The sequence below is a fragment of the Antarctobacter sp. genome, assembly GCF_034670325.1.
Classification (GTDB): Bacteria; Pseudomonadota; Alphaproteobacteria; order Rhodobacterales; family Rhodobacteraceae; genus Antarctobacter.
In genome coordinates, this window is record NZ_JAXMNR010000004.1 from 453,951 (window position 1) to 477,627 (window position 23,677).

18 protein-coding genes and 1 riboswitch are annotated in these 23,677 nt (G+C 61.4%); of the genes, 11 read left to right on the plus strand and 7 right to left on the minus strand.

The window, feature by feature from the left end; genetic code table 11:
- Positions 1 to 5 precede the first annotated feature (5 nt).
- From VOI21_RS12825 to VOI21_RS12835, 3 genes are all read right to left on the minus strand, one after another.
- Entirely contained in the window at positions 6 to 2,045 is a 2,040-nt protein-coding gene (locus tag VOI21_RS12825) for an ASKHA domain-containing protein (RefSeq protein ID WP_323770288.1), read from the minus strand.
- A gap of 109 nt (positions 2,046 to 2,154) precedes the next feature.
- The gene (locus VOI21_RS12830) at positions 2,155 to 3,303 is read right to left on the minus strand and encodes a CaiB/BaiF CoA-transferase family protein (RefSeq protein ID WP_323770289.1); all 1,149 of its coding nucleotides are present in this window, start codon (positions 3,301 to 3,303) and stop codon (positions 2,155 to 2,157) included.
- Positions 3,304 to 3,461: 158 nt separating this feature from the next.
- Positions 3,462 to 4,418 carry an agmatinase gene (locus tag VOI21_RS12835; protein WP_323770290.1) on the minus strand — a complete coding sequence of 319 codons (957 nt, stop codon included), beginning with the start codon at positions 4,416 to 4,418 and terminating at the stop codon, positions 3,462 to 3,464.
- 176 nt (positions 4,419 to 4,594) lie between these two features.
- Here VOI21_RS12835 and VOI21_RS12840 point away from each other — a divergent pair, with 176 nt between their 5' ends.
- The 3 genes from VOI21_RS12840 (at position 4,595) to guaB (ending at position 8,626) form a co-directional block, all read left to right on the plus strand.
- Complete coding sequence (locus VOI21_RS12840) at positions 4,595 to 6,079, plus strand: hypothetical protein (protein WP_323770291.1); 1,485 nt, start codon at positions 4,595 to 4,597, stop codon at positions 6,077 to 6,079.
- Between the two features lie 93 nt (positions 6,080 to 6,172).
- A riboswitch (cobalamin riboswitch) is annotated at positions 6,173 to 6,352 on the plus strand.
- 40 nt (positions 6,353 to 6,392) lie between these two features.
- Complete coding sequence (gene bluB, locus VOI21_RS12845) at positions 6,393 to 7,094, plus strand: 5,6-dimethylbenzimidazole synthase (protein WP_323770292.1); 702 nt, start codon at positions 6,393 to 6,395, stop codon at positions 7,092 to 7,094.
- An 83-nt stretch (positions 7,095 to 7,177) separates the two neighbouring features.
- Positions 7,178 to 8,626, plus strand: a complete 1,449-nt coding sequence (guaB, locus tag VOI21_RS12850; protein WP_323770293.1) for an IMP dehydrogenase — start codon at positions 7,178 to 7,180, stop codon at positions 8,624 to 8,626.
- Between the two features lie 421 nt (positions 8,627 to 9,047).
- On the opposite strand, the gene VOI21_RS12855 is transcribed toward guaB, so the two are convergent.
- On the minus strand, positions 9,048 to 9,860 hold the full coding sequence (locus tag VOI21_RS12855) for an NAD(P)-dependent oxidoreductase (RefSeq protein WP_323770294.1): 813 nt from the start codon (positions 9,858 to 9,860) through the stop codon (positions 9,048 to 9,050).
- Positions 9,861 to 10,411: 551 nt separating this feature from the next.
- Between VOI21_RS12855 and VOI21_RS12860 the strand changes: the two genes are divergently transcribed.
- Both VOI21_RS12860 and VOI21_RS12865 read left to right on the plus strand, forming a co-directional pair.
- Positions 10,412 to 11,575: an RsmB/NOP family class I SAM-dependent RNA methyltransferase gene (locus VOI21_RS12860; RefSeq protein ID WP_323770295.1), complete on the plus strand. Its 1,164-nt coding sequence runs from the start codon at positions 10,412 to 10,414 to the stop codon at positions 11,573 to 11,575.
- Positions 11,576 to 11,672: 97 nt separating this feature from the next.
- Positions 11,673 to 13,967 (plus strand): ATP-binding protein, encoded by a 2,295-nt coding sequence (locus VOI21_RS12865; RefSeq protein WP_416358976.1) that lies wholly within the window; start codon positions 11,673 to 11,675, stop codon positions 13,965 to 13,967.
- A gap of 105 nt (positions 13,968 to 14,072) precedes the next feature.
- Here the strand turns inward: VOI21_RS12865 and VOI21_RS12870 are convergent, their stop codons facing one another.
- Positions 14,073 to 14,663, minus strand: a complete 591-nt coding sequence (locus VOI21_RS12870; RefSeq protein WP_323770296.1) for a gamma-glutamyl kinase — start codon at positions 14,661 to 14,663, stop codon at positions 14,073 to 14,075.
- A 170-nt stretch (positions 14,664 to 14,833) separates the two neighbouring features.
- Between VOI21_RS12870 and recA the strand changes: the two genes are divergently transcribed.
- The 5 genes from recA (at position 14,834) to VOI21_RS12895 (ending at position 20,114) form a co-directional block, all read left to right on the plus strand.
- Entirely contained in the window at positions 14,834 to 15,901 is a 1,068-nt protein-coding gene (gene recA, locus VOI21_RS12875; protein ID WP_323770297.1) for a recombinase RecA, read from the plus strand.
- Between the two features lie 159 nt (positions 15,902 to 16,060).
- Positions 16,061 to 18,739 carry an alanine--tRNA ligase gene (gene alaS, locus VOI21_RS12880; protein ID WP_323770298.1) on the plus strand — a complete coding sequence of 893 codons (2,679 nt, stop codon included), beginning with the start codon at positions 16,061 to 16,063 and terminating at the stop codon, positions 18,737 to 18,739.
- A gap of 1 nt (position 18,740) precedes the next feature.
- Positions 18,741 to 19,028 (plus strand): DUF1330 domain-containing protein, encoded by a 288-nt coding sequence (locus VOI21_RS12885; RefSeq protein ID WP_323770299.1) that lies wholly within the window; start codon positions 18,741 to 18,743, stop codon positions 19,026 to 19,028.
- Positions 19,025 to 19,498 (plus strand): MOSC domain-containing protein, encoded by a 474-nt coding sequence (locus tag VOI21_RS12890; protein ID WP_323770300.1) that lies wholly within the window; start codon positions 19,025 to 19,027, stop codon positions 19,496 to 19,498. Before VOI21_RS12885 ends, VOI21_RS12890 begins: the two co-directional genes overlap by 4 nt.
- A 349-nt stretch (positions 19,499 to 19,847) precedes the next feature.
- Complete coding sequence (locus VOI21_RS12895) at positions 19,848 to 20,114, plus strand: hypothetical protein (protein WP_323770301.1); 267 nt, start codon at positions 19,848 to 19,850, stop codon at positions 20,112 to 20,114.
- A gap of 89 nt (positions 20,115 to 20,203) precedes the next feature.
- Here the strand turns inward: VOI21_RS12895 and VOI21_RS12900 are convergent, their stop codons facing one another.
- On the minus strand, positions 20,204 to 20,851 hold the full coding sequence (locus tag VOI21_RS12900) for a hypothetical protein (protein WP_323770302.1): 648 nt from the start codon (positions 20,849 to 20,851) through the stop codon (positions 20,204 to 20,206).
- A 31-nt stretch (positions 20,852 to 20,882) separates the two neighbouring features.
- Positions 20,883 to 22,700, minus strand: coding sequence for a translational GTPase TypA (gene typA, locus VOI21_RS12905; RefSeq protein WP_323770303.1), 1,818 nt, complete (start codon positions 22,698 to 22,700; stop codon positions 20,883 to 20,885).
- Positions 22,701 to 23,011: 311 nt separating this feature from the next.
- Between typA and VOI21_RS12910 the strand changes: the two genes are divergently transcribed.
- Positions 23,012 to 23,596 carry an outer membrane protein gene (locus VOI21_RS12910; RefSeq protein ID WP_323770304.1) on the plus strand — a complete coding sequence of 195 codons (585 nt, stop codon included), beginning with the start codon at positions 23,012 to 23,014 and terminating at the stop codon, positions 23,594 to 23,596.
- Positions 23,597 to 23,677: the final 81 nt, after the last annotated feature.

Here is a 23,677-nt window from a genome sequence, read left to right on the forward strand (position 1 = left end):
GCGGGTCAGGCGCGCTTGCGCCGCCGCCGTCCGCCCCGATCATCGCCGCCGGTGTTGAAACTGACCTGCGGCAGGTTTACGAGTTTTTTCAACTCCGGGAACGGGTCCGTCGCGTGCGGGATCGCATTGGCGGCGACAAAGTGTTCCTGAAACTTTGGCTCGATTGCGGTTTCGACCTTGGTGATCTCACGCACCACGCGCTCAATCTCGCGGCGCGCGGCAAGGTTGCACAGGGCGATGCGTGCGCCAGTGCCTGCGGCGTTGCCCGCACTGGTGACCTTTTCTAACGGCACGTCGGGGATCATGCCCAGCACCATTGCGTGCAGCGGTGAAATATGTGCCCCAAAGGCACCCGCCAGCACAACGCGGTCCACCTTGTCGACGCCGCGCGTGTCCATCAACAGGCGCGCACCGGCATAAAGCGCGGACTTCGCCAGTTGGATGGCGCGAATATCGCCTTGGGTGACGGTGATCCGTGGGCCGCCTTCTTCGCTCGCATCGTGCACTAGATAGGAAAAGGTGCGCCCCTCGGGGATACAGCGGTCCGTGCCGGTTTTGTCAGGGCCGCCGATCAGGCCCGATGGGTCCATCAGGCCAGCGGTGCGCAGTTCCGCCACCGCCTCGATGATGCCGGAGCCGCAGATGCCTGTGATCCCTGACGCGGCGGTTTCCTCGGCAAAACCCTCTTCGTCTGACCACTTGTCGCACCCGATCACGCGAAAGCGCGGCTCCTTGGTTACGGGGTCAATGCGGATCGCCTCGATCGCGCCGGGGGCGGCGCGCTGGCCGGAACTGATCTGCGCGCCTTCAAAGGCAGGGCCAGTCGGAGAGGAACAGGCCAACACCCGGGTGGTATCGCCCAGCAGGATCTCGGCATTGGTGCCCACATCAACAATAAGCGCCAAGTCCTTAGATTTCCCTGGTTCCTCGGACAATGCCACGGCGGCGGCATCGGCCCCCACATGGCCCGCGATGCAGGGCAGGATATAGATTTGCGCGGACGCAGGCAGGCATGTCAGGTCCAGATCGCGGGCGGTCAGCGTCATCGCATCCGATGTGGCCAGCGCGAAGGGGGCTTGCCCCAGTTCCACCGGGTCGATGCCCAGCAGCAGGTGGTGCATCACCGGGTTGCAGACAAAGACGGTCTCAAGGATCAGGCTGGGGTCAATCCCGGCCTCGGCCGCAATCTCCCGCGCCAAAGTGTCCAGCGCCTCGCGCACCGCGCGGGTCATCTCGACGTCGCCGCCGGGGTTCATCATCGCGTAGGACACCCGGCTCATCAGGTCTTCGCCAAAGCGGATCTGCGGGTTCATGATCCCCGAGGACGCCTTGACCTCGCCGGTTTCCAGATCGGTCAGATGGGCGGCGATGGTGGTCGAGCCAAGGTCGATGGCAAGGCCATAAATCCCGCCTTCGTGCAGGCCGGGCCATGCGGCGACAAGGCGTGGCACCGAATCCTTATCGTCTTTGTGCAAGGCGACGGTGATTTTCCAGCTGCCTTTCCGCAGGATGGGTTGCAATTTGGCAAGTGTGGAAAACTCTGTGGATATCTCGGGGATATCCCACTGCGCTGCCAGTGCGCGGGCCACACGTTCGAGATCGCCGGTGGGTTCGTGCATGTCGGGTTCCTGAACCTCGACGTAGTAAAGCCGCGTGGCCGGGTCCATTTCGATCACCCGGGCGGTGGCAGCCTTGCGCACGACCTGACGGTGAACTTGGCTTTCGGGCGGCACATCGATCACCACATCGCCCTGCACCGTTGCCTGGCATCCCAGACGGCGGCCCGGTTTCAGCCCGCGCTTTTCGTCATAACGGGCTTCGACCTTGTTCCAGTCCGACAGCGCATTCTGTTCCACATGAACGCCGTGCTTGGGGAAATCGCCGTAAGACGGGGTGATTTGGCATTTTGAGCAGATGCCCCGCCCGCCGCAGACTGAATCGAGGTCGACGCCCAACTGGCGGGCGGCTGTCAGGACGGGAGTTCCAGCAGGAAAGCGGCCACGCTTGCCAGATGGGGTGAAGATCACGAGGGGGTCTTGCGCCATGTGTCTGCCTCTGTGGGGTGCTGGCCGGGACCATAGCGCCTGTCGCGAGGATGGAAAGGCGGTGCGGCGTCAGAATACGGGTCGAAAACGGCATGGGGCTTGCAGGGGTTTAGCCCTGTTCCAGCCATCGCAGAATTTCACCGCGGTTGCCGTCCAGATCAGGGGCCGGTCCGCGTGTGGTCGGATCAGGCGCATCGCTCATCTTGATCGGGTTTCCGGCAGCCTTGTAGGCTTGGCGACCGTTTTTATCCAGCACGTCCACAACCATGTTGCGCGCAATGATCTGCGGGTCCTTCAAAACCTGATCGACGGTCTGGATCGGTCCGGTCGGAATCCCGGCGGCGGTCAGCCGTGAGATCCAGTAGGCGCGGGTGTTGTCCAGCGTCACCGCCTCGATCAACCGTTTCAGCAGGCGGGCGTGTTCGCAGCGCGCGGGGTTTGTGGCAAAACGCGGATCGTCCGAGATTGGCAGATTGAGCGCAATGCACAGCTTTTCAAACAGCCGGTCATTGCCTGCGGCGATCACAAACAGCCCGTCGCTGGCGTGAAACGTCTCGAATGGTGTGACGGATGGATGCCGGGCGCCGGACGGTCCCGGTGCCTTGCCGGTGACGGTGGTCAGGGCCACGGCATGCTCAAGGATCGCCAACTGGCTGTCCAGCATCGACACATCGATCTTGCGGCCCACGCCGCTGCGGTCGCGGTCCAGAAGGGCGGCAAGTATACCTTGGCTCAGGAACATGCCCGCAACGATATCCCCGATCGACGCGCCGACCCGTACCGGTTCGCGGTTCTTTTCGCCGGTGATCGACATCACGCCGCCGCGCGCCTGCACCACCATGTCATAGGCCGGGCGTTTCGAATCCGGACCGGAATGGCCAAAACCTGACACAGCCCCGTAGACCAGCCGCGGAAAGGCGGCGTGCAGGTCCTGCCAGCCGTAGCCCAACCGCTCCATCACGCCGGGGCGAAAGTTTTCGACAATCACATCCGCCCGCCCCAGCAGACGTTCAAAGATCGCCCGATCCTCATCCCCCTTGAGGTTCAGCGCGATGCTTTTCTTGCCGTGATTGAGGGCCGCGAAATAGGCGGACTTGCCATCTTTGAAAGGCGGGAAGGTGCGGGTGTCATCCCCGGTCCGGGGGGCCTCGACTTTGATGATCTGCGCGCCCATGTCCGAAAGGGACATGGTGCAGAACGGCCCGGCCAGCACATGCGTCAGGTCGAGGATGACATATCCAGCAAGGGGGGCGGTCATGGGCGGGTCCAGTTCTGAGTATCGTTAGGCCTCTGACCACAAAATCGTGACAGGGCGGTGACGGCAAGTGGTGTGCATCGCGGTCCGCGCCGCTCCGCCGATGACGTGGCCGCTAACATGCGGTCCGTCGATGTTGTGCCGAAACCTAAGGCGCCCGTCTAGGGACGAGGCAGCCCGGCGTGAAAAACAAAGCCGAGCAGGTTCATCAAAAGCTGCGCCGCAAGGATCGACGTGCTGCCCGTCGGGTCATAGTCGGGCGCGACCTCGACAAGGTCGATGCCGACGATGGGGTGTGTCCGGGTGACGTTTTGCAGAAGTTCCAATACCTCGTAGTAGAGAAAGCCGCCGTGGCTGGGCGTGCCTGTTCCCGGCGCGATAGAGGGGCAGAAGGCGTCGATGTCGATGGTGATATAGACCGGCGCGCCCTTGGGCAGCCGCGCGACGGTCGCCTCTGGCCCGAGCGCGCGCATCTGTCTGACCGACAGGATGTCCGATCCGCGCGCGCGGGCGTCTTCATACCCTTCTCGCGCTGTGGAAGAGACGTTGCGGATGCCCACCTGCGTCAGTCCCGTCACCCATGGTTTCTCGGCCGCGCGGCGCATCGGGTTGCCGTGCCCCCGCGTGACGCCATGACGTTCATCGACAAAATCCAGATGCGCGTCGATCTGGAGCAGGTGAAAGGGTGCGCGGCCCTCATAGGCCTCGATGCAGGGGATATTGATCGAGTGATCGCCGCCAATGATGACGGGCAGGGCACCGGCGTCCAGAGCGGCCGTTACCCCTTTGCAGATATTGGCGTGGCTGGTCAGTGTATCGGTGTGGACGATATCGGCGTCGCCCATGTCCACAAGCCGCACGCCCTCCAGATAGGTCACATCATCCTCATGGTCGTAGGCCCCGGCGTGTCCAAAGCTGAACAGGGTCGAGGCCTCGCGCACCCCGCGTGGCCCGAAACGCGCGCCAGCCCGCCATTGGGTGCCTGCATCGAATGGCGCGCCAAGGATGGCGGCATCGGCGTCCAGCGCGGACCAGTCCGGTTGGTATGGCGCGCGGGCAAAGGTGCAAATTCCGGTAAAAGGCAGGTTCAGGCGGCCGCTGTCGTATCCGTGACTCATTGCGCAATCTCCAAAGCTGGGCAGAGCCTATCCGGTGGACCCGGCGCGGCAAGGGGCGGCGCTGTGTCAAGCAGGTTATTACCGTAAAAGTTGATTGATGGACTTTGTTTTCACCCTTACGTTAGCTAACCTTGCGTCACTTGAAGCCTGCCATGGATTGAGAAGAGGAGACAGGGATGCGTGATTTCGGGGTTAAAGCGGGGTTACTGGCCATGCTGCCGCTGGCGGCAGCTGCACAGGACTATGGCGTGAACATGCCAGCGGAACCGGCACCGGGGGTGATGTTCCCCACCGCCGAAGATGAGATCAATTCCTGGATCTACGCCGAGCCGCAGAACGATGCTGCAATTCACGCCCATGCCTGGGGCATCTGGGCGGGATTGACCAAGCCTGTCGACGGCGAGGATGCGTTTGCCCGCGTGACCTATCAGACATGGCTGACCAAGGCGAATATCATCGCGGTTTTTACCGGCAAGGAACCACAGGACAAGTTCCAGCTGGGCGAATCCTCGCAAATGTTCCGGCACGGTCTGGTGGATGGCTTTTTGGCAAATGCCGCCTCTGAAAAGAAGGACGGCACCGAACCGACGACCAATGCCGCCGGGATCATCGTGAACACCGATATTCTTGAGAATGTGGCCTACAGCCCACCATCGGCGTCGTATCTGCTGGAGACCGGGACCGGCAAGCCCGAGGTGCTGGACCGGCTGCTGGCGGACGGCGACAAGGTGCGGTTTCCCGACGAGTCCGTGAACGTCAAACCGGTCTACAAGCTGATCACCAACGACCGGCTGACAGACTGGACCGACGCCGACGGCAGGACGCGCAAACTATACGCCTTTCCTGCATGGCCGGGCATTCCGGACCTTGCCAACTGGACTCCCGACATGAAAGAGGGCGGCTACCCCGAAACGCTCTGGCAGCAATGTGTCTACGTCGACATGGATCTGAAGGGGTCAACCACCTCGACTGGCGTGGATGTGAACTGCAAAAGCCCGGGTGTGGGCAATATCTATTCGGTCGATGACTTTATCGCCGTCGACCTGAAGAAGGCCGGCGCGACCTTTGTCAACAAAGCAACCGGCGAGACGCAGGAGATTGGCGGCGACGGCCCCGCGATTGCGTTGCTGGTAGCGATGCATGTCACCTCACGCGAGACGACGCAGTGGACATGGCAGACCTTCTGGTGGGAGGCGGATGCCGCGCATCCCAATACCCCCTCCAGCGCGGCGATTGCGGCAGCCCGCCCCGATACGCTGACCACGCAGGCGGCGCATTACGCCATGGCCCCGGCCTATTCTATGCTGGTGCCCGCGCAGCCGCTGGTGGGCGGCAAAAACGTCGGCGCGCTGGTTACCGCCTTTAATCCTTACCTCGAGGCCGGATTTGGCACGCCGGTCATTTCGATCATGGAGACGGTGCAGACGCCGGACGGCAAGGGGGCATGGACAACCACGACCACCGACATGGGCATCCAGACCAACTGCATGACCTGCCACGGCCTTGCGGCATGGGGCGGACGCGGGTCGAACTATGCGGCCAATTTCTATGTGCCGCGTGACTTCTGGGTGTTCGACACGGCGCTGGACGTTGATTTCGCGTGGTCGGTCGAGGCGATCGGGGATGCGATCAAGGCGATGGAAGAGAAGACGAAAGACTGATCTGATCCGGCTTTGACAAAGGAACAGGCGCCTGTGGGCGCCTGTTTCCGTTTGGCCCGACGGATCTTGGGTTGTCGTGGCTCGGTTTCCAACGCAATCTGCCCGCTGTCAGGTGCCCCGCCACGGGGAGAATCGGGAAGCTGGTGAAACTCCAGCGCGGGCCCGCCGCTGTAACGGGGACGGAACGGACTTGTGCCACTGGGGGGTCCCCGGGAAGGTGTGCGTTTCGGTTGATCCCAAGCCAGAAGACCGGCCTGACGACATGGATCGGCGTCTGGAAAGCGTTTGATCGCTGTCGCTTGCGAGGCCATTTATGTCCAAACCCGCCATCGCGCCAGAAAGGGCGCGCCAGTTTACCCCGTTTGAGCGTCGGGCGCTGTACGATGTCATCTATGCGCGCCGGGATGTGCGCAATGAATTCCTGCCAGATCCGGTGGCCCCCGACGTGCTGCGCCGGGTGTTGGAAGCGGCCCATGCCGCGCCCTCTGTCGGCTTCATGCAGCCGTGGAATTTCATCCTGATCCGCGATGCCGCGCGGCGACGGGCGGTGCATAAGGCCTTTGAGGCGGCCAATGCCGAGGCGCAGGCGATGTTTCAGGGCGAAAAGCGTGCCCAATACGCCGCGTTGAAGCTGCAAGGCATCCTGAAAGCTCCGTTGAACATCGCCGTTACCTGCGACCGCGCGCGCGGTGGAAAGGTGGTTCTGGGGCGCACGCACAACCGGGACATGGACCTGTATTCAACCGTTTGCGCGGTGCAGAACCTCTGGCTGGCGGCGCGGGCCGAGGGGCTGGGCGTTGGCTGGGTCAGCATCTTTCGACAAGAGGACCTGCGCGGTCTTCTGGGTCTGCCTGAGACGGTCGAGGTGGTGGCCTATTTGTGCGTCGGCCATATCGAAGAGGCCTTTGACCAGCCGGAGTTGCAGGCGCGGGGGTGGCGTCGACGGCTGTCCCTGGACGGTCTGATCATGGAGGACCATTGGCGCGGGGATCACAATGAAACCGACGCAAGGTAAAGTGGTGCGCCGCGCGGGCTTTCCTTTCCCCGCCGCCCATGCGATAGGGACGCGCCAACCGATCCCTCCCAAGGAGTGCCCCCATGGAGATTCGCGAGGCTCTGACCTTCGATGACGTTCTGCTTGTTCCCGCGGCCTCAAGCGTGTTGCCGTCCACCGCTGACACGCGCACCCAGGTCACCAAATCCATCGCCCTCAATATCCCGCTTTTGAGTTCGGCTATGGACACGGTGACCGAAAGCCGCATGGCCATCACCATGGCGCAGGCGGGCGGCATGGGCGTGATCCACAAGAACCTTGGTATCGAGGAACAGGCTCGCGAAGTGCGCCGGGTCAAACGCTTTGAAAGCGGGATCGTCTACAACCCGGTGACCTTGCGCCCCAACCAGACGTTGGGGGACGCGCGGATGCTGACAGAGCGGTACGGCTTTACCGGTTTTCCGGTGGTGGATGAAAACCACCGGGTTGTGGGGATCGTCACCAATCGCGACATGCGCTTTGCCGAAAATGACGCGACCACCGTTCAGGCGATGATGACCCGCGACAACCTTGCCATCCTGACCGAACCTGCCGACCGGCAGGAAGCCATCAACCTGATGAAGGCACGGCGCATCGAAAAGCTGTTGGTGACGGATGCGACGGGCAAGCTGACCGGGCTGCTGACCCTGAAAGACACCGAACAGGCGGTGCTGAACCCGACCGCCTGCAAGGATGGGCTGGGGCGGCTGCGCGTAGCAGCGGCGACCGGCGTTGGTGACAGCGGGTATGAGCGGTCGCAGGCGTTGGTGGATGCGCAGGTCGACATCATCGTGGTGGACACGGCGCATGGCCATTCGTCTGGCGTGCTGGAGGCCGTCGAGCGGGCCAAACTGTTGTCAAACCAAGTGCAGGTGATCGCGGGCAACGTCGCCACCTCCGAGGCCGCCAAGGCGCTGATCGGCGCTGGGGCGGATGCGATCAAGGTGGGGATTGGTCCTGGGTCGATCTGTACCACGCGGATGGTGGCGGGCGTCGGCGTGCCACAGCTGACAGCGATCATGGATTGCGCCCGGGCGGCAGGCGACGTGCCGGTGATCGCCGACGGAGGCATCAAGTTCTCGGGCGATTTCGCCAAGGCCATTGCGGCGGGGGCGAGCTGTGCCATGGTTGGCAGCATGATCGCGGGCACCGATGAAAGCCCGGGCGAGGTGATCCTGTATCAGGGTCGCAGCTACAAGGCCTACCGCGGGATGGGGTCGTTGGGTGCAATGGCGCGTGGTTCGGCCGACAGGTATTTCCAGAAGGATGCCGCCAGTGACAAGCTGGTGCCCGAAGGGATCGAGGGGCAGGTGCCCTACAAAGGCCCGGCGGGCACAGTGATCCATCAACTTGTTGGCGGTCTGCGGGCGGCAATGGGGTACACTGGCTGTGCCACCGTCGAAGAGATGCGCCACAACTGCAATTTTGTGCGGATCACCGGCGCGGGGCTGAAGGAAAGCCACGTGCACGATGTGCAGATCACGCGGGAATCGCCGAACTATCGGATCGGGTGATCTGGAACGGTGATGGGACGGGCTGGGGACGGGACTCGGGCCCGTGCCGGTCCCATCGCCCGCCCACCAACCCTTAATTCGGCTCCGGTTGGCAGGGCGCGCCCTTGGCGCGTGTAACGCTTCAGGATTCACCCGCGAACACGCCCGTGCCTGTTCCCCGAAGCCATCCCTCGCTTGATGATGCCTGAGACAACCGGCACCGCCCCGCAAGGGCAAGCCGCGCGATGCGCGGTGCTGCGCACCCTTGCAGGCCGGAGCCGGTCGCCTCTTTTCGGCATCAGCGAGGGATGGCTCCGGGGAACAGGCACTTGGGGACGGTCTGCGCCGGTTGTGCGGACAGGCCTGCGTGCGATTGACGGGAAAGTTTAAGATCGCGACGTAAAACGCTGATTTATTATGGATTATTCCCGGTTGGCGTTGGTCACTTTTCGTGGATGCCATCGGCGGTAAAGGCTCCGCCCTGATAGACCACATCGGGCGCATCGCCCGGAAATTTTGCTTCCGAGGCGTCCAGCTTGCTGCGATAGGCCTCGGAGTTGTCCTGAGGACGCCATCCCAGCCAAGCGACCTTGGTGTTGTCCCACCAGACGCTGTCATTGTCGGAGACCCCGTAGATCACCGGGCACCCCAGACGCGGCACGTCGAACACCCGTTCGATCAATGAGACGAAATCTCCGTAGGACATCCATGAGGACAACATCCGGTGCGATTTCGGTTCGTCAAAAGAAGAGCCGATCCGAACCACGGCTGTTTCTTGGCCGAACTTGTTCCAATATGCCGATGCCATCATCTCACCGAAGACCTTGGAGACACCGTATAGCCCATCAGGTTGCGGGTAGACCGTGTTGTCGATGACCTGATCTTGTCGGTAAAACCCGACGGCGTGGTTGGACGAGGCAAAGACGATGCGCGGTTTGCCGTGTTTGCGGGCTGCTTCATACAGGTTGTAGACGCCTTCGATATTGGCGTTGCGGATCACCTCCCAGGTGCCCTCGACGGATTTGCCGCCAAAATGCACGATGCCGTCGCAGCCTTCGACCAGAGCCTCGACCGCGGCCCTATCGCCAAGATCGCAGGGCACGATTTCCTCATGCGGGGCGGCGTCGCCCATGTCCGCGACATCCGACAGTCGGATCTTGTCCGCCAGATGGGTGAGGCGCGAGCGCAGGGCGTGGCCCAGCCCACCGGCAGCTCCGGTGATCAGAAGGCGGTTCATCTTGGAGGTCGGGTGCATGGGTAATCCTTTGTGTCTGTCCGTCAGTCGGCAAGGCAGGTCTGGCATGGGACCTGCGCGCCAAGGTCTGTGATTGCCTTGATCCCGGCGGCCTGCGGCTGGTCAGTGCTTGACGCGCGGCCTCTGCCGGGGTGGTCCCGTAGAGTGTGTCGGGTCTATCGTCGCAAACGCAGGTGTTGCAAGTCGAGGGGACGTCGTCCGCTTTATACATGCCCGGTCCTTCATTGCGCGGCGCAAGGAAAGCCATGGGTTCGGCTGGGCGGTGGTTACGGACTGGCCGAAGGCTGCGTCGGTGCATTGGACAGAGCCGACGGGGATATCGCGCCAGCAAAGACACTCCGTCCGCAAGTCCGCAGTTTCCCCTTCGCCGATAGCGCTATGGCTGTCGGTGAGGCAACCAATCGAAATGCCCACGAAGCCCTCCCAGTCTTTCGCTTCGCGGCGACCCTAGCCGCAATCGTTCCCAAGCGCCAAGGGCCAAGCGTCGGGTCTCGTCAAATCGGGTGGGTTGGGCTAGGCACTTCACACCTTACTGCCCCGGAGAGCCGCTCATGACCCCTGCCGCCCGCGTTCAGGCTGCTATCGAATTGACTGACCAGATCGCCGCCGGCCGTCCGGCGGAACAGGTGCTGACCACATGGGGCAGGACATCGCGTTATGCCGGGTCCAAGGACCGGGCGGCGGTGCGCGACCTTGTGTTTGACGCTTTGCGCTGCTGGCGGTCCGCGGCTGTATTGGGCGGAGGTGAGAGCGGTCGGGCGCGCATGTTGGGGGTGATACGGCTGCGCGGCGAAGACGCCGAAGCGATCTTTACCGGTCAGGGGCATGCCCCGGCAGAACTGAGTGAGGTAGAGCGGGATGCAGGACGCGCGCCCGAAGGGAATGAGGCGCTTGACCTGCCAGATTGGTTGGCGGTCCGGTTTCGGGAAAGTCTGGGGGCTGCAACCGAGCAGACAGCAAAGGCGCTGCGCGCGCGTGCGGATGTGTTCCTGCGGATTAACAGTCTGCGAGGCACAATTGATCAAGCCATCGCTTTGTTGGCAAATGACGGAATCACGGCGGAGCCTCATTCGCTGTCCCCGACCGCCTTGCGCGTGACCGAGGGCGCGCGCGCAATTGCCCGCAGCGATGCCTATCTGTCGGGTGCGGTCGAGTTACAGGACGCGGCCAGTCAGGCTGTGGTGGATATGTTGCCGCTTTCTCCCGGACTTTCGGTTCTGGACTATTGCGCCGGTGGTGGTGGCAAGGCGTTGGCCATGGCGGCGCGGCTTGGCGGCGGCGGTGTCGATGCGCATGACGCGGCGCCACGGCGCATGGCGGACCTGCCAGCACGGGCGCTGCGTGCCGGGGCAAAGGTCAGGATCGTTTCAGAACCGCAAAGACTGTATGATCTGGTGTTCTGCGATGTGCCCTGTTCTGGCAGCGGGGCATGGCGCCGCGCGCCCGAAGGCAAATGGCGGTTGACCGATCCGCAGTTGGCGGCACTTTGCGCGACGCAGGCCGATATCCTGGACAGTGCCGCCGAGCTGGTTGCTCCGGGTGGATGCCTGTCCTACGCCACATGTTCCGTCCTGGCTGAGGAAAACGCGGAACAGGTCCGGGCCTTTTTGGCGCGTTCGCTGGGCTGGCGGTTGGAAAGTGAGCGCCAGTTCCTACCGTCCGACGGCGGCGACGGATTTTTCGTCGCGGTTCTGCGATCGGAACCCGTCACGTAGACACAACTTTGACGAGAAATTCTCGAACGGTTAACGTGCTATTAACGGACTTGGTGGGCATACTCAGAGGCAACGATTCGTGATTTCGGGGGATGGCGTGGAGGCGACAATCGATATTGCGCGCAAGCGCCAGGGCGGAATGTCGCCCGTACTGGGGGCGTCGGCGCTTGTGGTGCTTGCCAGTCTTTCCCTGCTTGTGTCGCAATTCGCGACGGTCCGCACAGTAGAGGTGGTGGCGCTTGCCGCGACCGGGGCGTTCGGGTGTCTTGCCGTGGTCTGGCTGATGGTGGACCGGATTACTGGCGGGCGGTTTCAGCGGCGCATTGCGCAACTGGCCGACTTCATCGAAACGGAGCCCGCGTTTTGCTTTCTCACCGATGGTGACGGGGTTGTCTTGCGGACCAATCGGGCCGCACGCGACCGTTTCGTCAGCACGGACGAAAGCCGCCTCTCGGCAATGTTGCGGGATGTTTTCGCCAGTTCCGAAGGTATCGTCTACCGGATGCAACAAAAGGCGCTTCGAGACGGGGCGGCGGTCGAGGATGTGACCAGCCATTCGGAAGGCTATCGCATCTACGTTCGGGCGTTCCGCGCCGACCTCATGCTCTGGCGTCTGGAGAACGAGTCGCAGCGCGCAGGCGGGCGGACGCGGGCCGATCTTGCGGTGATCTCCTTGGGGCGTAACGGGGCGGTGCTCTACATGAACCCGGTGGCGCGTGAACTCGTGGGGCAACGGGTGAAACGGCTTGACGATATCTTTGCCGATCTGCCCCTGCGCTCTGATGGCGTGCATTGCCTCAAAGGCAGCCACGCCGGACAAAGCGTTCTGGTCCATAGCGCCGATATCGGTGGCGGACGGCAGGAACTGGTTCTGTCTCCGATCGCCGAGGATGCGGGCCGACAGGACATCATGGGCAGTTTTGACGGGCTTCCGGTTCCGCTTCTCAAGGTTGCGCCGGATGGTGAGGTCGTCCGCGCAAATCCCGAGGCGCGTCGGCTGTTGAATCTGGGGCAGGGAAATCCTGGTCATGTGGCCGAACACATGGAGGGATTGGGTCGCGCCATCAAGGACTGGTTGCAGGAGGCAGCGGATGGTCGTGGCCTGCACCGGTCAGAGTTTCTGCGGCTGACCCGCGCCGACCGTGAGGTTTTTGTTCAGGTCACGCTCAATCGCGTGATCGAAGAAGGTGAGACCGCGCTGATCGCCGTTCTGAACGATGCCACCGAACTCAAGACCCTCGAGGCGCAATTTGTCCAGAGCCAGAAAATGCAGGCCATCGGTCAACTTGCGGGCGGCGTAGCGCATGATTTCAACAACTTGCTGACCGCGATTTCGGGTCATTGCGATCTGCTACTGCTGCGTCACGATCAGGGTGACCCGGACTATGGCGACCTTGTGCAGATCAATCAGAACGCCAATCGCGCGGCGGCCCTTGTTGGGCAGCTACTGGCGTTTTCGCGCAAGCAGACGATGCAGCCAGAGATCATGGATCTGCGCGATACGCTGTCCGACCTTGCGCATCTGCTCAATCGCCTTGTCGGCGAGAAAGTGCGCCTGACGCTCAAGCATGATCCTGTTCTCCCACCGGTCCGCGGCGATCGCCGCCAGCTGGAACAGGTCATGATGAACCTCGTGGTAAATGCGCGCGATGCCATGCCCGACGGGGGCGAAATTGTCGTCGAAACCGAGTCTCGGACCCTCAACGACCCGATGAGCCGCGACCGCGCCGTTGTGGCCCCGGGTACTTATGTGTCGGTCCGGGTCACGGATGAGGGCATCGGTATCCCGCAGGACAAGTTGCAAAAAGTGTTTGAGCCCTTCTTTACCACCAAACGCACCGGCGAAGGCACCGGACTGGGGCTGTCGACTGTCTACGGCATCGTCAAGCAGACCGGGGGGTTCATCTTTGTCGATAGCGTGGTGGGGCAGGGCACCTGTTTCACTTTGCTGTTCCCCGCCTTTGAAACCCCAAGGCAAGTGGCCCCGGTTGCCATCCCGAAGGATGAGCGCAAGCTGCCGGAACAAGGCACTGGCGTGGTGCTGCTGGTCGAGGATGAGGCCCCGGTTCGCGCTTTTGCCGCCCGTGCCTTGCGCTTGCGCGGCTATACCGTGATCGAGGCGGAAACCGCCGAGGATGCACTGAGTACACTCGATGATGAGGACCTTGCCGTCGACATCTTCGTCACCGACGTGGTTATGCCGGGGATGGACGGGCCGACCTGGGTGCGCAAGGCGCGGGAACGGCGGCCAGATACCCGTGTGGTTTTTGTTTCGGGCTATGCCGAGGATGCCTTTGGCGAAGGCAGCGAAGAAATCCCGAATTCGGTCTTCCTGCCCAAGCCATTTTCGCTGTCGGATCTGACAGAGACGGTTCACCGCCAGTTGAATTAAGATGGGCTGACAGCTTTTCGACAGTGCTGTGTTGGTTGGGTTCAGGTTTAAATTCCGACGATCGTTCGTATCACGCTGCCGTCCGAAATTGCCGGCAGAGTCGCATCAGAGCGCGCTTTCCCAGATCTCAAAATCCGCCGCGCATTTGCGTCGCAGCTTGGCCTCGGTTTTCGCGGACAAGGTCAAATCTCGGCTGGGCGACACATTTTCCCGCGGCAGGTCAATCTGCGTCTGTAGACGTTCTTCCAGAAATCCGATCAAACCCGCCTGATTTTCATATTTGAACAGGTGCGACACAGCCACGCCATTTGGCCGGGGCTCAACGAATTTCGCCTGACTGCCGACATTTGCGTAGGCGGGGCGAGCCCCCTGAGCATAGGCGTCGCAGAACATGTCGAAACTCAGACCCCGGGTCGATGTCGGTTTACCTTCGAGAAATCCACGTTGGCGATAACGATACCAAGACCCCAGCCAATCGACGGGTTCACGGATGACGGCCAGCAGGTCCATCTCTCCACCGACTTTTTCGAACATCGGACGAAAAAAGCGATTGTAGCGATAGACCGGCGCATGTTTCAGCTCCGGAGGATCAGACACAGCCATCGAGGCCACGGGCGCAAGCGCGCGTGCATAGGCCGACGTCCCCGTCTTGGGCACCGCCAACATCACAAGACGTGCTTTCCAGAACACCAGCATTCAAATTGTTCCTGTTTCGTAAACCTTGCTTTAACCCTCTCGCAGCAAAGTGGAAAAGGAAAGATTTGACTTGAAATGTTCACTCTTTGGTCTCATACGGTTTGGAACAAGAGGTGAACGAAAGCAGCGATTGCCGCGCTCCACGGCATATGGAATAAGGATCGAAACGCATGGCAACGGCAGATCTTCTGAGCATGGACACTAAGAAAAAAGCGGAAAAGCAGAAGGCCCTGGATAGCGCGCTGGCCCAGATCGAGCGGCAGTTCGGCAAGGGCTCGATCATGAAGCTGGGTGGCGAAAACGCGATCAAGGATATCGAGGCGACGTCGACCGGGTCCTTGGGGCTGGATATCGCTTTGGGAATCGGCGGTTTGCCCAAGGGGCGGATCATTGAGATTTACGGACCGGAAAGCTCGGGCAAGACAACCCTGACCCTGCACGTGGTGGCCGAAGAACAGAAAAAGGGCGGTGTCTGCGCCTTTGTCGATGCGGAACACGCGCTGGACCCACAATATGCGAAAAAGCTGGGCGTGGATCTGGACGAGCTGTTAATCTCGCAGCCTGACACCGGTGAGCAAGCGCTTGAAATCGTGGATACTCTGGTGCGTTCCGGCGCGGTCAACCTGGTGGTTGTCGACTCCGTTGCCGCGTTGACGCCGAAATCAGAGCTTGAAGGCGACATGGGCGACAGCAGCGTCGGCGTGCACGCTCGCCTGATGAGCCAGGCAATGCGCAAGCTGACAGGTTCGATCAGCCGGTCGAACTGCATGGTCATTTTCATCAACCAGATCCGGATGAAAATCGGCGTCATGTTTGGCTCTCCCGAGACGACCACGGGCGGCAACGCGCTCAAGTTCTATTCCTCTGTGCGTCTGGACATCCGCCGGATCGGCGCGATCAAGGACCGCGATGAGGTTGTCGGAAACGCCACCCGCGTCAAGGTGGTCAAGAACAAGGTTGCGCCACCGTTCAAGCAGGTGGAATTCGACATCATGTATGGCGAAGGCATCTCGAAGATGGGCGAATTGATCGACCTTGGCGTAAAGGCTGGCGTGGTCGAGAAATCCGGTGCCTGGTACAGCTACGGCGACGAACGGATCGGGCAGGGGCGTGAGAACGTCAAAACCTACCTGCGTGAGAACAAGCGAGTCGCTCTTGAGATCGAGGACAAGATCCGCGCAGCGCACGGGTTGGAGTTCGACATGCCCGAAGATGATCCGGAACTGACCGAGGACTGACCTCTATTCCAGTCGGTACGTTGAGGGCGCCACACAGGGCGCCCTTTTCTTGATCACCTGTTGGTCCCGGATGAATCCGCGCCGGATCAAGGGGCGGTGGACACCGCCGGATGGCGCGGATACATCTTCGCCGATCACTCGCCCGCGAAGAGGCCCGACATGGCAAGCCTGAACGACATCCGCTCTACCTTCCTGACCTATTTTGAAAAGCAGGGGCATGAGGTTGTGGCCTCCAGCCCGCTGGTGCCGCGAAACGACCCGACACTGATGTTTGTCAATTCGGGTATGGTGCAGTTCAAGAACCTCTTCACCGGGGTCGAAAAGCGGGACTACAACCGCGCCACTACCTCGCAAAAATGCGTGCGGGCGGGTGGCAAACACAATGACCTCGACAACGTGGGTTACACCGCGCGCCACCACACCTTTTTCGAGATGCTTGGGAATTTCTCTTTCGGCGATTATTTCAAAGCCGAAGCGATTCCTTTCGCCTGGGAACTGGTGACGAAGGAATTCGGGATTGATCCCAAGCGTTTGTTGACAACGGTGTACCACACCGATGATGAGGCATTCGACACTTGGAAAAAACTCGGTGTGCCCGAGGATCGGATCATCCGCATCGCGACCTCCGACAATTTCTGGCAGATGGGGCCGACCGGTCCCTGCGGCCCTTGCACTGAAATTTTCTACGATCACGGCGACCATATCTGGGGCGGACCTCCGGGCAGCGCCGAAGAAGATGGCGACCGGTTCATCGAGATCTGGAACGTCGTCTTCATGCAGAACGAGCAGTTCGAGGACGGCTCGATGAAGGCGCTGGACATGCAGTCGATCGACACCGGCATGGGGCTGGAGCGGATCGGCGCGCTGCTGCAGGGCAAACACGACAACTATGATACCGACTTGATGCGTAGCCTGATCGAGGCGAGCGCCGATGCGGCCAGCGTCGATCCGGACGGGCCGGGCAAGATGCACCACCGCGTTATTGCAGACCACCTGCGGTCCACCTCGTTCCTGATCGCCGACGGCGTAATGCCCTCGAACGATGGACGTGGTTATGTCCTTCGTCGGATCATGCGTCGCGCCATGCGCCACGCGCACCTGCTGGGTGCACAGGACCCGATGATGTACCGCCTTGTCCCGGCGTTGGTGCGGCAGATGGGGCAGGCTTACCCGGAACTTGGTCGTGCGCAGGCGCTGATCGAGGAAACACTGAGATCGGAAGAGACCCGTTTCAAAGCCACGCTGGATCGTGGGTTGAAGCTGTTGGACGACGAACTGGCCGACCTTCCCGAAGACGCGCCGCTGCCCGGGGCTGCGGCCTTCAAGTTGTATGACACCTTTGGTTTTCCGCTGGACCTGACGCAGGACGCCCTGCGTGAGAAGAACCGGACCGTTGACGTCGACGGCTTCGATTCTGCCATGCAGGAACAGAAAGCACGGGCCCGCGCTGCATGGAGCGGATCGGGTGAGGCGGCAGATGCGACCGTTTGGTTCGACATTGCCGACTCCCATGGTGCAACTGATTTCCTTGGCTACGACACCGAAACCGCCGAGGGCCAAGTTCTTGCGTTGGTGGTGGACGGCAAGGCGGTCGAGAAACTCGATGCTGGCCAAAGCGGCTGGGTCGTGTTGAACCAGACGCCGTTCTATGGCGAGTCCGGCGGTCAGGTGGGCGACACCGGCTGGTTGCGCCGGTTGGAAAACGAAGATGAGGGCGCGACGGTCACGGACACCCACAAGATGGCGGGTGGCAAGGTCACGGCGCATCATGTGACGGTGGACCGTGGTGCGCTGACCAAGGGCGACGCGCTTCAGCTTGAAGTCGATCATGCGCGCCGGTCGGCAATCCGCGCCAACCACTCGGCCACGCACCTGCTGCACGAGGCGCTGCGTGAGGCGCTAGGCGATCATGTGGCACAGCGCGGCTCGCTCAACGCACCGGACCGCCTGCGGTTCGATTTCAGCCACAACAAGGCGTTGAGCGCTGCGGAATTGCAGGCAGTGGAGCGTGATGTGAACGCCTTTATCCGCCAGAACGCTGCTGTCAGTACGCGGATCATGACGCCAGACGACGCGCGCGGTATCGGCGCACAGGCGCTTTTCGGTGAGAAATACGGCGATGAAGTGCGCGTGGTGTCGATGGGCATCCAAAGTGGCTCTGGCAAGGGCGCGGAGGGGCAGACCTATTCGATCGAACTATGTGGAGGCACCCACGTCAGCCAGACCGGCGATATCGGTTTGTTCGTCACGTTGGGCGACAGCGCGTCGAGCGCTGGTGTGCGCCGGATCGAGGCACTGACAGGCGCTGCGGCCTTGGATTATCTCACCGAACAGGATCACCGTCTGGCCGAGGTGGCCGGTGCGCTGAAGGCGAGCGCTGCGGACGTTCCCGCACGGGTCAAGGCGTTGCTGGACGACCGCAAAAAGCTCGAATCCGAAGTGGCACAACTGCGACGCGAGTTGGCGATGGCCGGTGGCGCCGGGCAGGGTGGTGGCGCGGAAGTGCGCGAAATCAACGGGGTAAAGCTTGTTGCTCAGGTTCTGAGCGGGGTGACAGGCAAAGACCTGCCGCCGCTCATCGACGAGCATAAGGGCCGGATCGGATCTGGTGCGGTTCTGTTGATCGCGGATGCCGGCGGCAAAGCGGCCGTGGCAGCCGGCGTGACCGATGACCTGAAAGGCACGCTGTCGGCGGTGGACATCGTCAAGGCCGCTGTGGCCGAACTGGGCGGCAAGGGCGGCGGTGGCCGTCCCGACATGGCGCAGGGCGGTGGTGCCAGCGCTGACAACGCCGATGCAGCAATCAAGGCGGCAGAAGCCGTTATTGGAGGAAAATAAGATGGCCGCACTCTGGATTGCCCATGTGACCGTGACCGATACCGAAGCTTACGGCCAATATGCCGAACTTGCGGGGCCTGCCATTGCCGATCATGGCGGGACCTTCATCGCCCGTGGCGGGCGCTTTGTGCAGCTTGAGGGCAAGGAACGCCCGCGCAATGTGGTCGCCCGCTTCCCCTCGGTCGAGGCCGCGGTGGAATGTTACCAGTCCGACGCCTATCAGGAGGCTCTGAGCCATGCGCGCGGTGCGTCCGAGCGTGAGCTGATGGTGGTCGAGATCACTGAGTGAGATCACTTGCTGACCTGCGCCGGACCTTTGCAGGGCCGGGGCGGTTGGAATGGATCGGTCTGCGGCCCGAACGCAAGGCGCCGCTTGTCCCGGTTCCTCGCGCAGAGATTGGGCCCGAAGGCTTGACCGGAGACCATGGTCGATCCGGCAAGCGAGCGGTGACCTTGATTCAGGCGGAACACCTGCCGGTCATAGCGGCGCTGGTTCACCGACAAGAGGTGCCGCCCGATGTGCTGCGGCGCAATCTGGTGATATCTGGCATTAACCTGACAGCACTTCGGGAATTCGGCCTGCGTATCGGATCTGTCCGGTTGGAAGTGACAGCGCCTTGCGCTCCTTGTTCCCGCATGGAGGCGGCTCTGGGGCGTGGCGGCTATTCGGCCATGCGCGGGCATGGCGGCTGGTGTTGTGCGGTTGTGCAGTCCGGGTGGATCACACAAGGGGATGCGGTCGCTCTGGAAAAAGGATAGGCGTCGGCACCTTTTTGCCCGGTCCCCCCGGCGTTTGAGCAATCTCCTGCCGCAAATCTTTCCCGGTCTTTTGGAAGATAACTGATTCGTGCGACATTCCCTCCAATCCCTTGTCAGGGGGTGAAAAATTTCGATTCCGTGAATTGTTCCCGATATAGAAAATATCGTGCCGGTCCGATCGGGCTGGACCGTTGCAAAACTATGGCACCTCCACCACAGAATCCCTTATTTCGGCTGGAAAAAGTGGGGTTTGTCGAATTTTGCCCCGCCAAGTCAGGAATTCCTGTCGCGCGGCGGCGATTTTCTTGGCTAGAGTTTGGATACCTTCAATTTTCTTGGGAGAAAGATCATGAAAAAAGTTCTTGTCGGCGCACTTATCGCAGCCGCTTTCGCAGCACCCGCAATGGCATGGGAAGGCAAAGTTGTTGCCTGCTATGACAAGGTCTGGGTTCCGGCCAAATACGGCTACAAGCAGCACCTGATCATGGCGGCCCACACCGAGTGGGAATACAAGAACGGCCAGATGATCAAGGTCCACTATCCGGCTGTCTACAAAGAGTCCAAGCACATGGTGAAAGCGGGCTACTACGTGGCCAAGAAAGCTGCCTGCAAGTAATCTGCGCGCATCGAAACAAGGAAGGCGCGGGGTCTGCCACCCCGCGCCTTTTTCTTTGTCCAATGAGATGTTTGGCCTACGTCAAAGGATCAATGCCGGGGTCTTGTGAAGACAATGCTGCCGTCGAGAATGCCGTTGATCCAATCGCAACGATCAGGTCGCTGTTTCAGATGCGCCCAAGCGCTCAGCGCGAATTGGTCGGTTTCGAGCATGAGCGACCCAAGGCTGATCTCGTCCCGTTTGACGGTCTCGTTCGGGTCAAACTCGTCTAGCCAAGGGGCGCGGAACTTAGTGGGCAAAGCCTCAAACTGCAGCGCGTAGGCCAAGTATTCACTGGTGACATAGCATTCAGTGAATTCGGCCGTGCAGGGCGTCCCGTCATAAAGCGCATGGATCAATTCGTGGATGACGACGCTCTCGAAAAACTCTTGGGGCGGTATGTGCGCGAATATGCTGTCCGCTTCGATTTTTCGGCTCAGAGCATCGGGGGTCAAAACCTCTATCTTGGCCTTGCCGCAATGAAACAAACCCAGACAATCGCCAAGGATTTCCTGTGCTGTTTGGATGTTTACACGTTCAGACAGGCGTTGATCACAGGCGTCAAGCTGCGCAAACACCCGGTCTGAGGCGCGGCAGGCGCGTTCAACAAGCTCTGCCGCGTTTGTTTTGACCGTCACCAGTCCATTGTCGCAGGGCACTTGAGCCGAGGCCGTGACCGCAACAAGTGTTGCGATCACGGATCCTAAAGCGCGCTCCCAGCGCGATCGATTAGACCGAACGCGCCATGCGTTTACGCTCATGCGGGTCGAGAAAGCGCTTACGCAGGCGGATGGCGTTGGGTGTAACCTCGACCAGTTCATCGTCATTGATATAGGCGATGGCCTCTTCCAAAGAAAGAGTGATCGGGGTTGTCAGGCGGACCGCCTCATCTGTGCCGGAGGCGCGCACGTTGGTCAGCTTTTTGCCTTTGAGCGGGTTTACCTCAAGGTCGTTCTCACGGCTGTGTTCGCCGATGATCATGCCTTGATAGACCTTGGTCTGAGCACCGATCATCATCCGGCCACGGTCTTCGAGGTTCCATAGCGCGTAGGCCACGGCCTCACCGTCTTCCATCGAGATCAGAACACCGGCGCGACGGCCCGGGATCGGACCTTTGTGCGGGGTCCAACCGTGGAAAACGCGGTTCAGCACGCCGGTGCCGCGCGTATCGGTCAGGAACTCGCCATGATACCCGATCAATCCTCGCGACGGGACGTGCGCGATGATGCGGGTTTTGCCGGCACCTGCGGGGCGCATCTCGACCAGTTCGCCCTTGCGGGCTCCGGTCAGCTTTTCGATAACCGCGCCAGAGTATTCGTCATCCACGTCGATGGTGGCCTCTTCGACCGGTTCCAGCGTCTTGCCGTCCTCTTCGCGCAGGATCACCTGCGGGCGCGAGATCGACAATTCGAAGCCTTCACGGCGCATGTTCTCGATCAGAACGCCCATTTGCAATTCGCCCCGGCCCGACACCTCAAACGCTTCGCCACCGGGCGTGTCCTTGATGCGGATGGCGACGTTGGTTTCCGCCTCTTTGTACAGGCGGTCGCGGATCACGCGGGACTGGACCTTTTTGCCATCACGGCCTGCCAGCGGGCTGTCATTGATGCCAAAGGTGACGGTGATGGTGGGCGGGTCGATGGGCTGTGCCTCTAGCGGGTCTTCGACTGCCAACGCGCACAGCGTATCTGCAACGGTGGATTTGGTCATACCCGCAAGGCTGACGATATCGCCTGCTTCGGCCTCGTCGATGTCTTGCAGGTGCAGGCCGCGAAAGGCCTGAATCTTGGTAACGCGGAATTGCTCGATCTTCTGGCCGATGCGCGACAGGGCCTGAATGGTCTGTCCCACTTTGACGCGACCGGATTCAACGCGGCCTGTCAGTAGGCGGCCAACAAACGGGTCGGCACCCAGCGTCACCGCCAGCATCCGGAAGTCATCGTTGACCTGCTTCACCTGCTTGGGGGCAGGGACGTGGTTCACGATCAAATTGAACAGCGCATCTAGATTCTTGCGCGGGCCGTCCAGTTCGGCATCGCACCAGCCCGAGCGGCCCGAGGCATAGAGATGCGGGAAATCAAGCTGGTCCTCATCCGCGTCGAGGTTCGAAAACAGGTCAAAGACCTCATCCAGCGCGCGATCCGGCTCGGCGTCGGGTTTGTCGACCTTGTTGAGCACCACGATCGGGCGCAGGCCCAGCGCCAGCGCCTTGGAGGTGACGAATTTGGTCTGCGGCATCGGGCCTTCGGCGGCATCGACCAGCAGAACGACGCCATCGACCATCGACAGGATGCGTTCGACCTCGGCACCGAAATCGGCGTGGCCGGGTGTATCCACGATGTTGATGCGTTTGCCCTTCCATTCGACGCTGGTCGCTTTGGCAAGGATGGTGATCCCGCGTTCACGTTCCAGGTCGTTGGAATCCATGGCACGTTCGGCGACGGCCTGGTTGGCGCGAAAGGCGCCGGATTGTTTCAGCAGTTCGTCCACCAGTGTTGTCTTGCCGTGGTCCACGTGGGCGATGATCGCGACATTGCGCAAATCCATAAGACGTTTCCTTTGTCCGGAGTTGGCGCGGACGTAGCCGGGACGCGGCAAAAAGGCCAGAGCCCTTTTGCCGCAAGCCTGTTGCAAGGGTGGAACAGGTCACAGCTGCGAGAGCGTCAGAGGGAACCGGCGGGCTTTTGCCGGGCAAAGGAAGCGCCTCAGCGACGTTTGGCCGGTCCCTTGGTCCCGGGCAGATCGGATGGAACTGGACGCGTGCTGACCCGTTGAAAGGGCATGACGGATGGATACATCCGGTCGTGACATGACGCGCCGCCTGAGAGCGGCGTACGGAACCAGAAAAGGAGACAGTCATGAAATCGAGCATTTTTGCCCTTGTCGCAGCGTCGGCAACCCTTGGTGCGGTCCCGGTCCTTGCCGGCAGCCTTGATGACACCCCGGTCGAGGTTGCGCCCGCAGCCCCCATTGTACCCGTTGCGCCCCTCGGCGTCGACTGGACCGGCATTTATGGTGGTCTTTCTTTGGGCAACATGAACGCTCAGGGCGGCGGCGCCTCGAACAACGGCACCGTTTACGGTCTGCACACTGGCTATGACTATGACTTCGGCAAAGTCGTGGTCGGCGGTGAGTTGGAGTATCAGGCCGGCGACGACTACAGCCTTGGTGGTGTGGACGTGGACAACGTGATGCGGCTCAAAGGCCGGGTCGGCTATGAAATGGGCCAGTCGCTGCTGTACGGCACCGCTGGTGTCGCGCGGATCGACACGGCACTGGGCGATGCAACCGGCCCCGTCGGTGGTGTCGGCATCGAATACCGCGTCAATGACCGGTTCTCGATCGGTGGTGAGGCGCTGGCGCACAGCTTTGACGATGTGGGTGGAACCGGCGCTGACATCGACGCGCAGACATTCTCGCTGCGGGGTTCCTTCCGCTTCTGATGTCCCCTCATGTTTTGCGGAAGGCACGATCCCCTCGGAGCAATCGCTCCGGGGGGATTTTTCTTTGCGTGCGGGAACCGG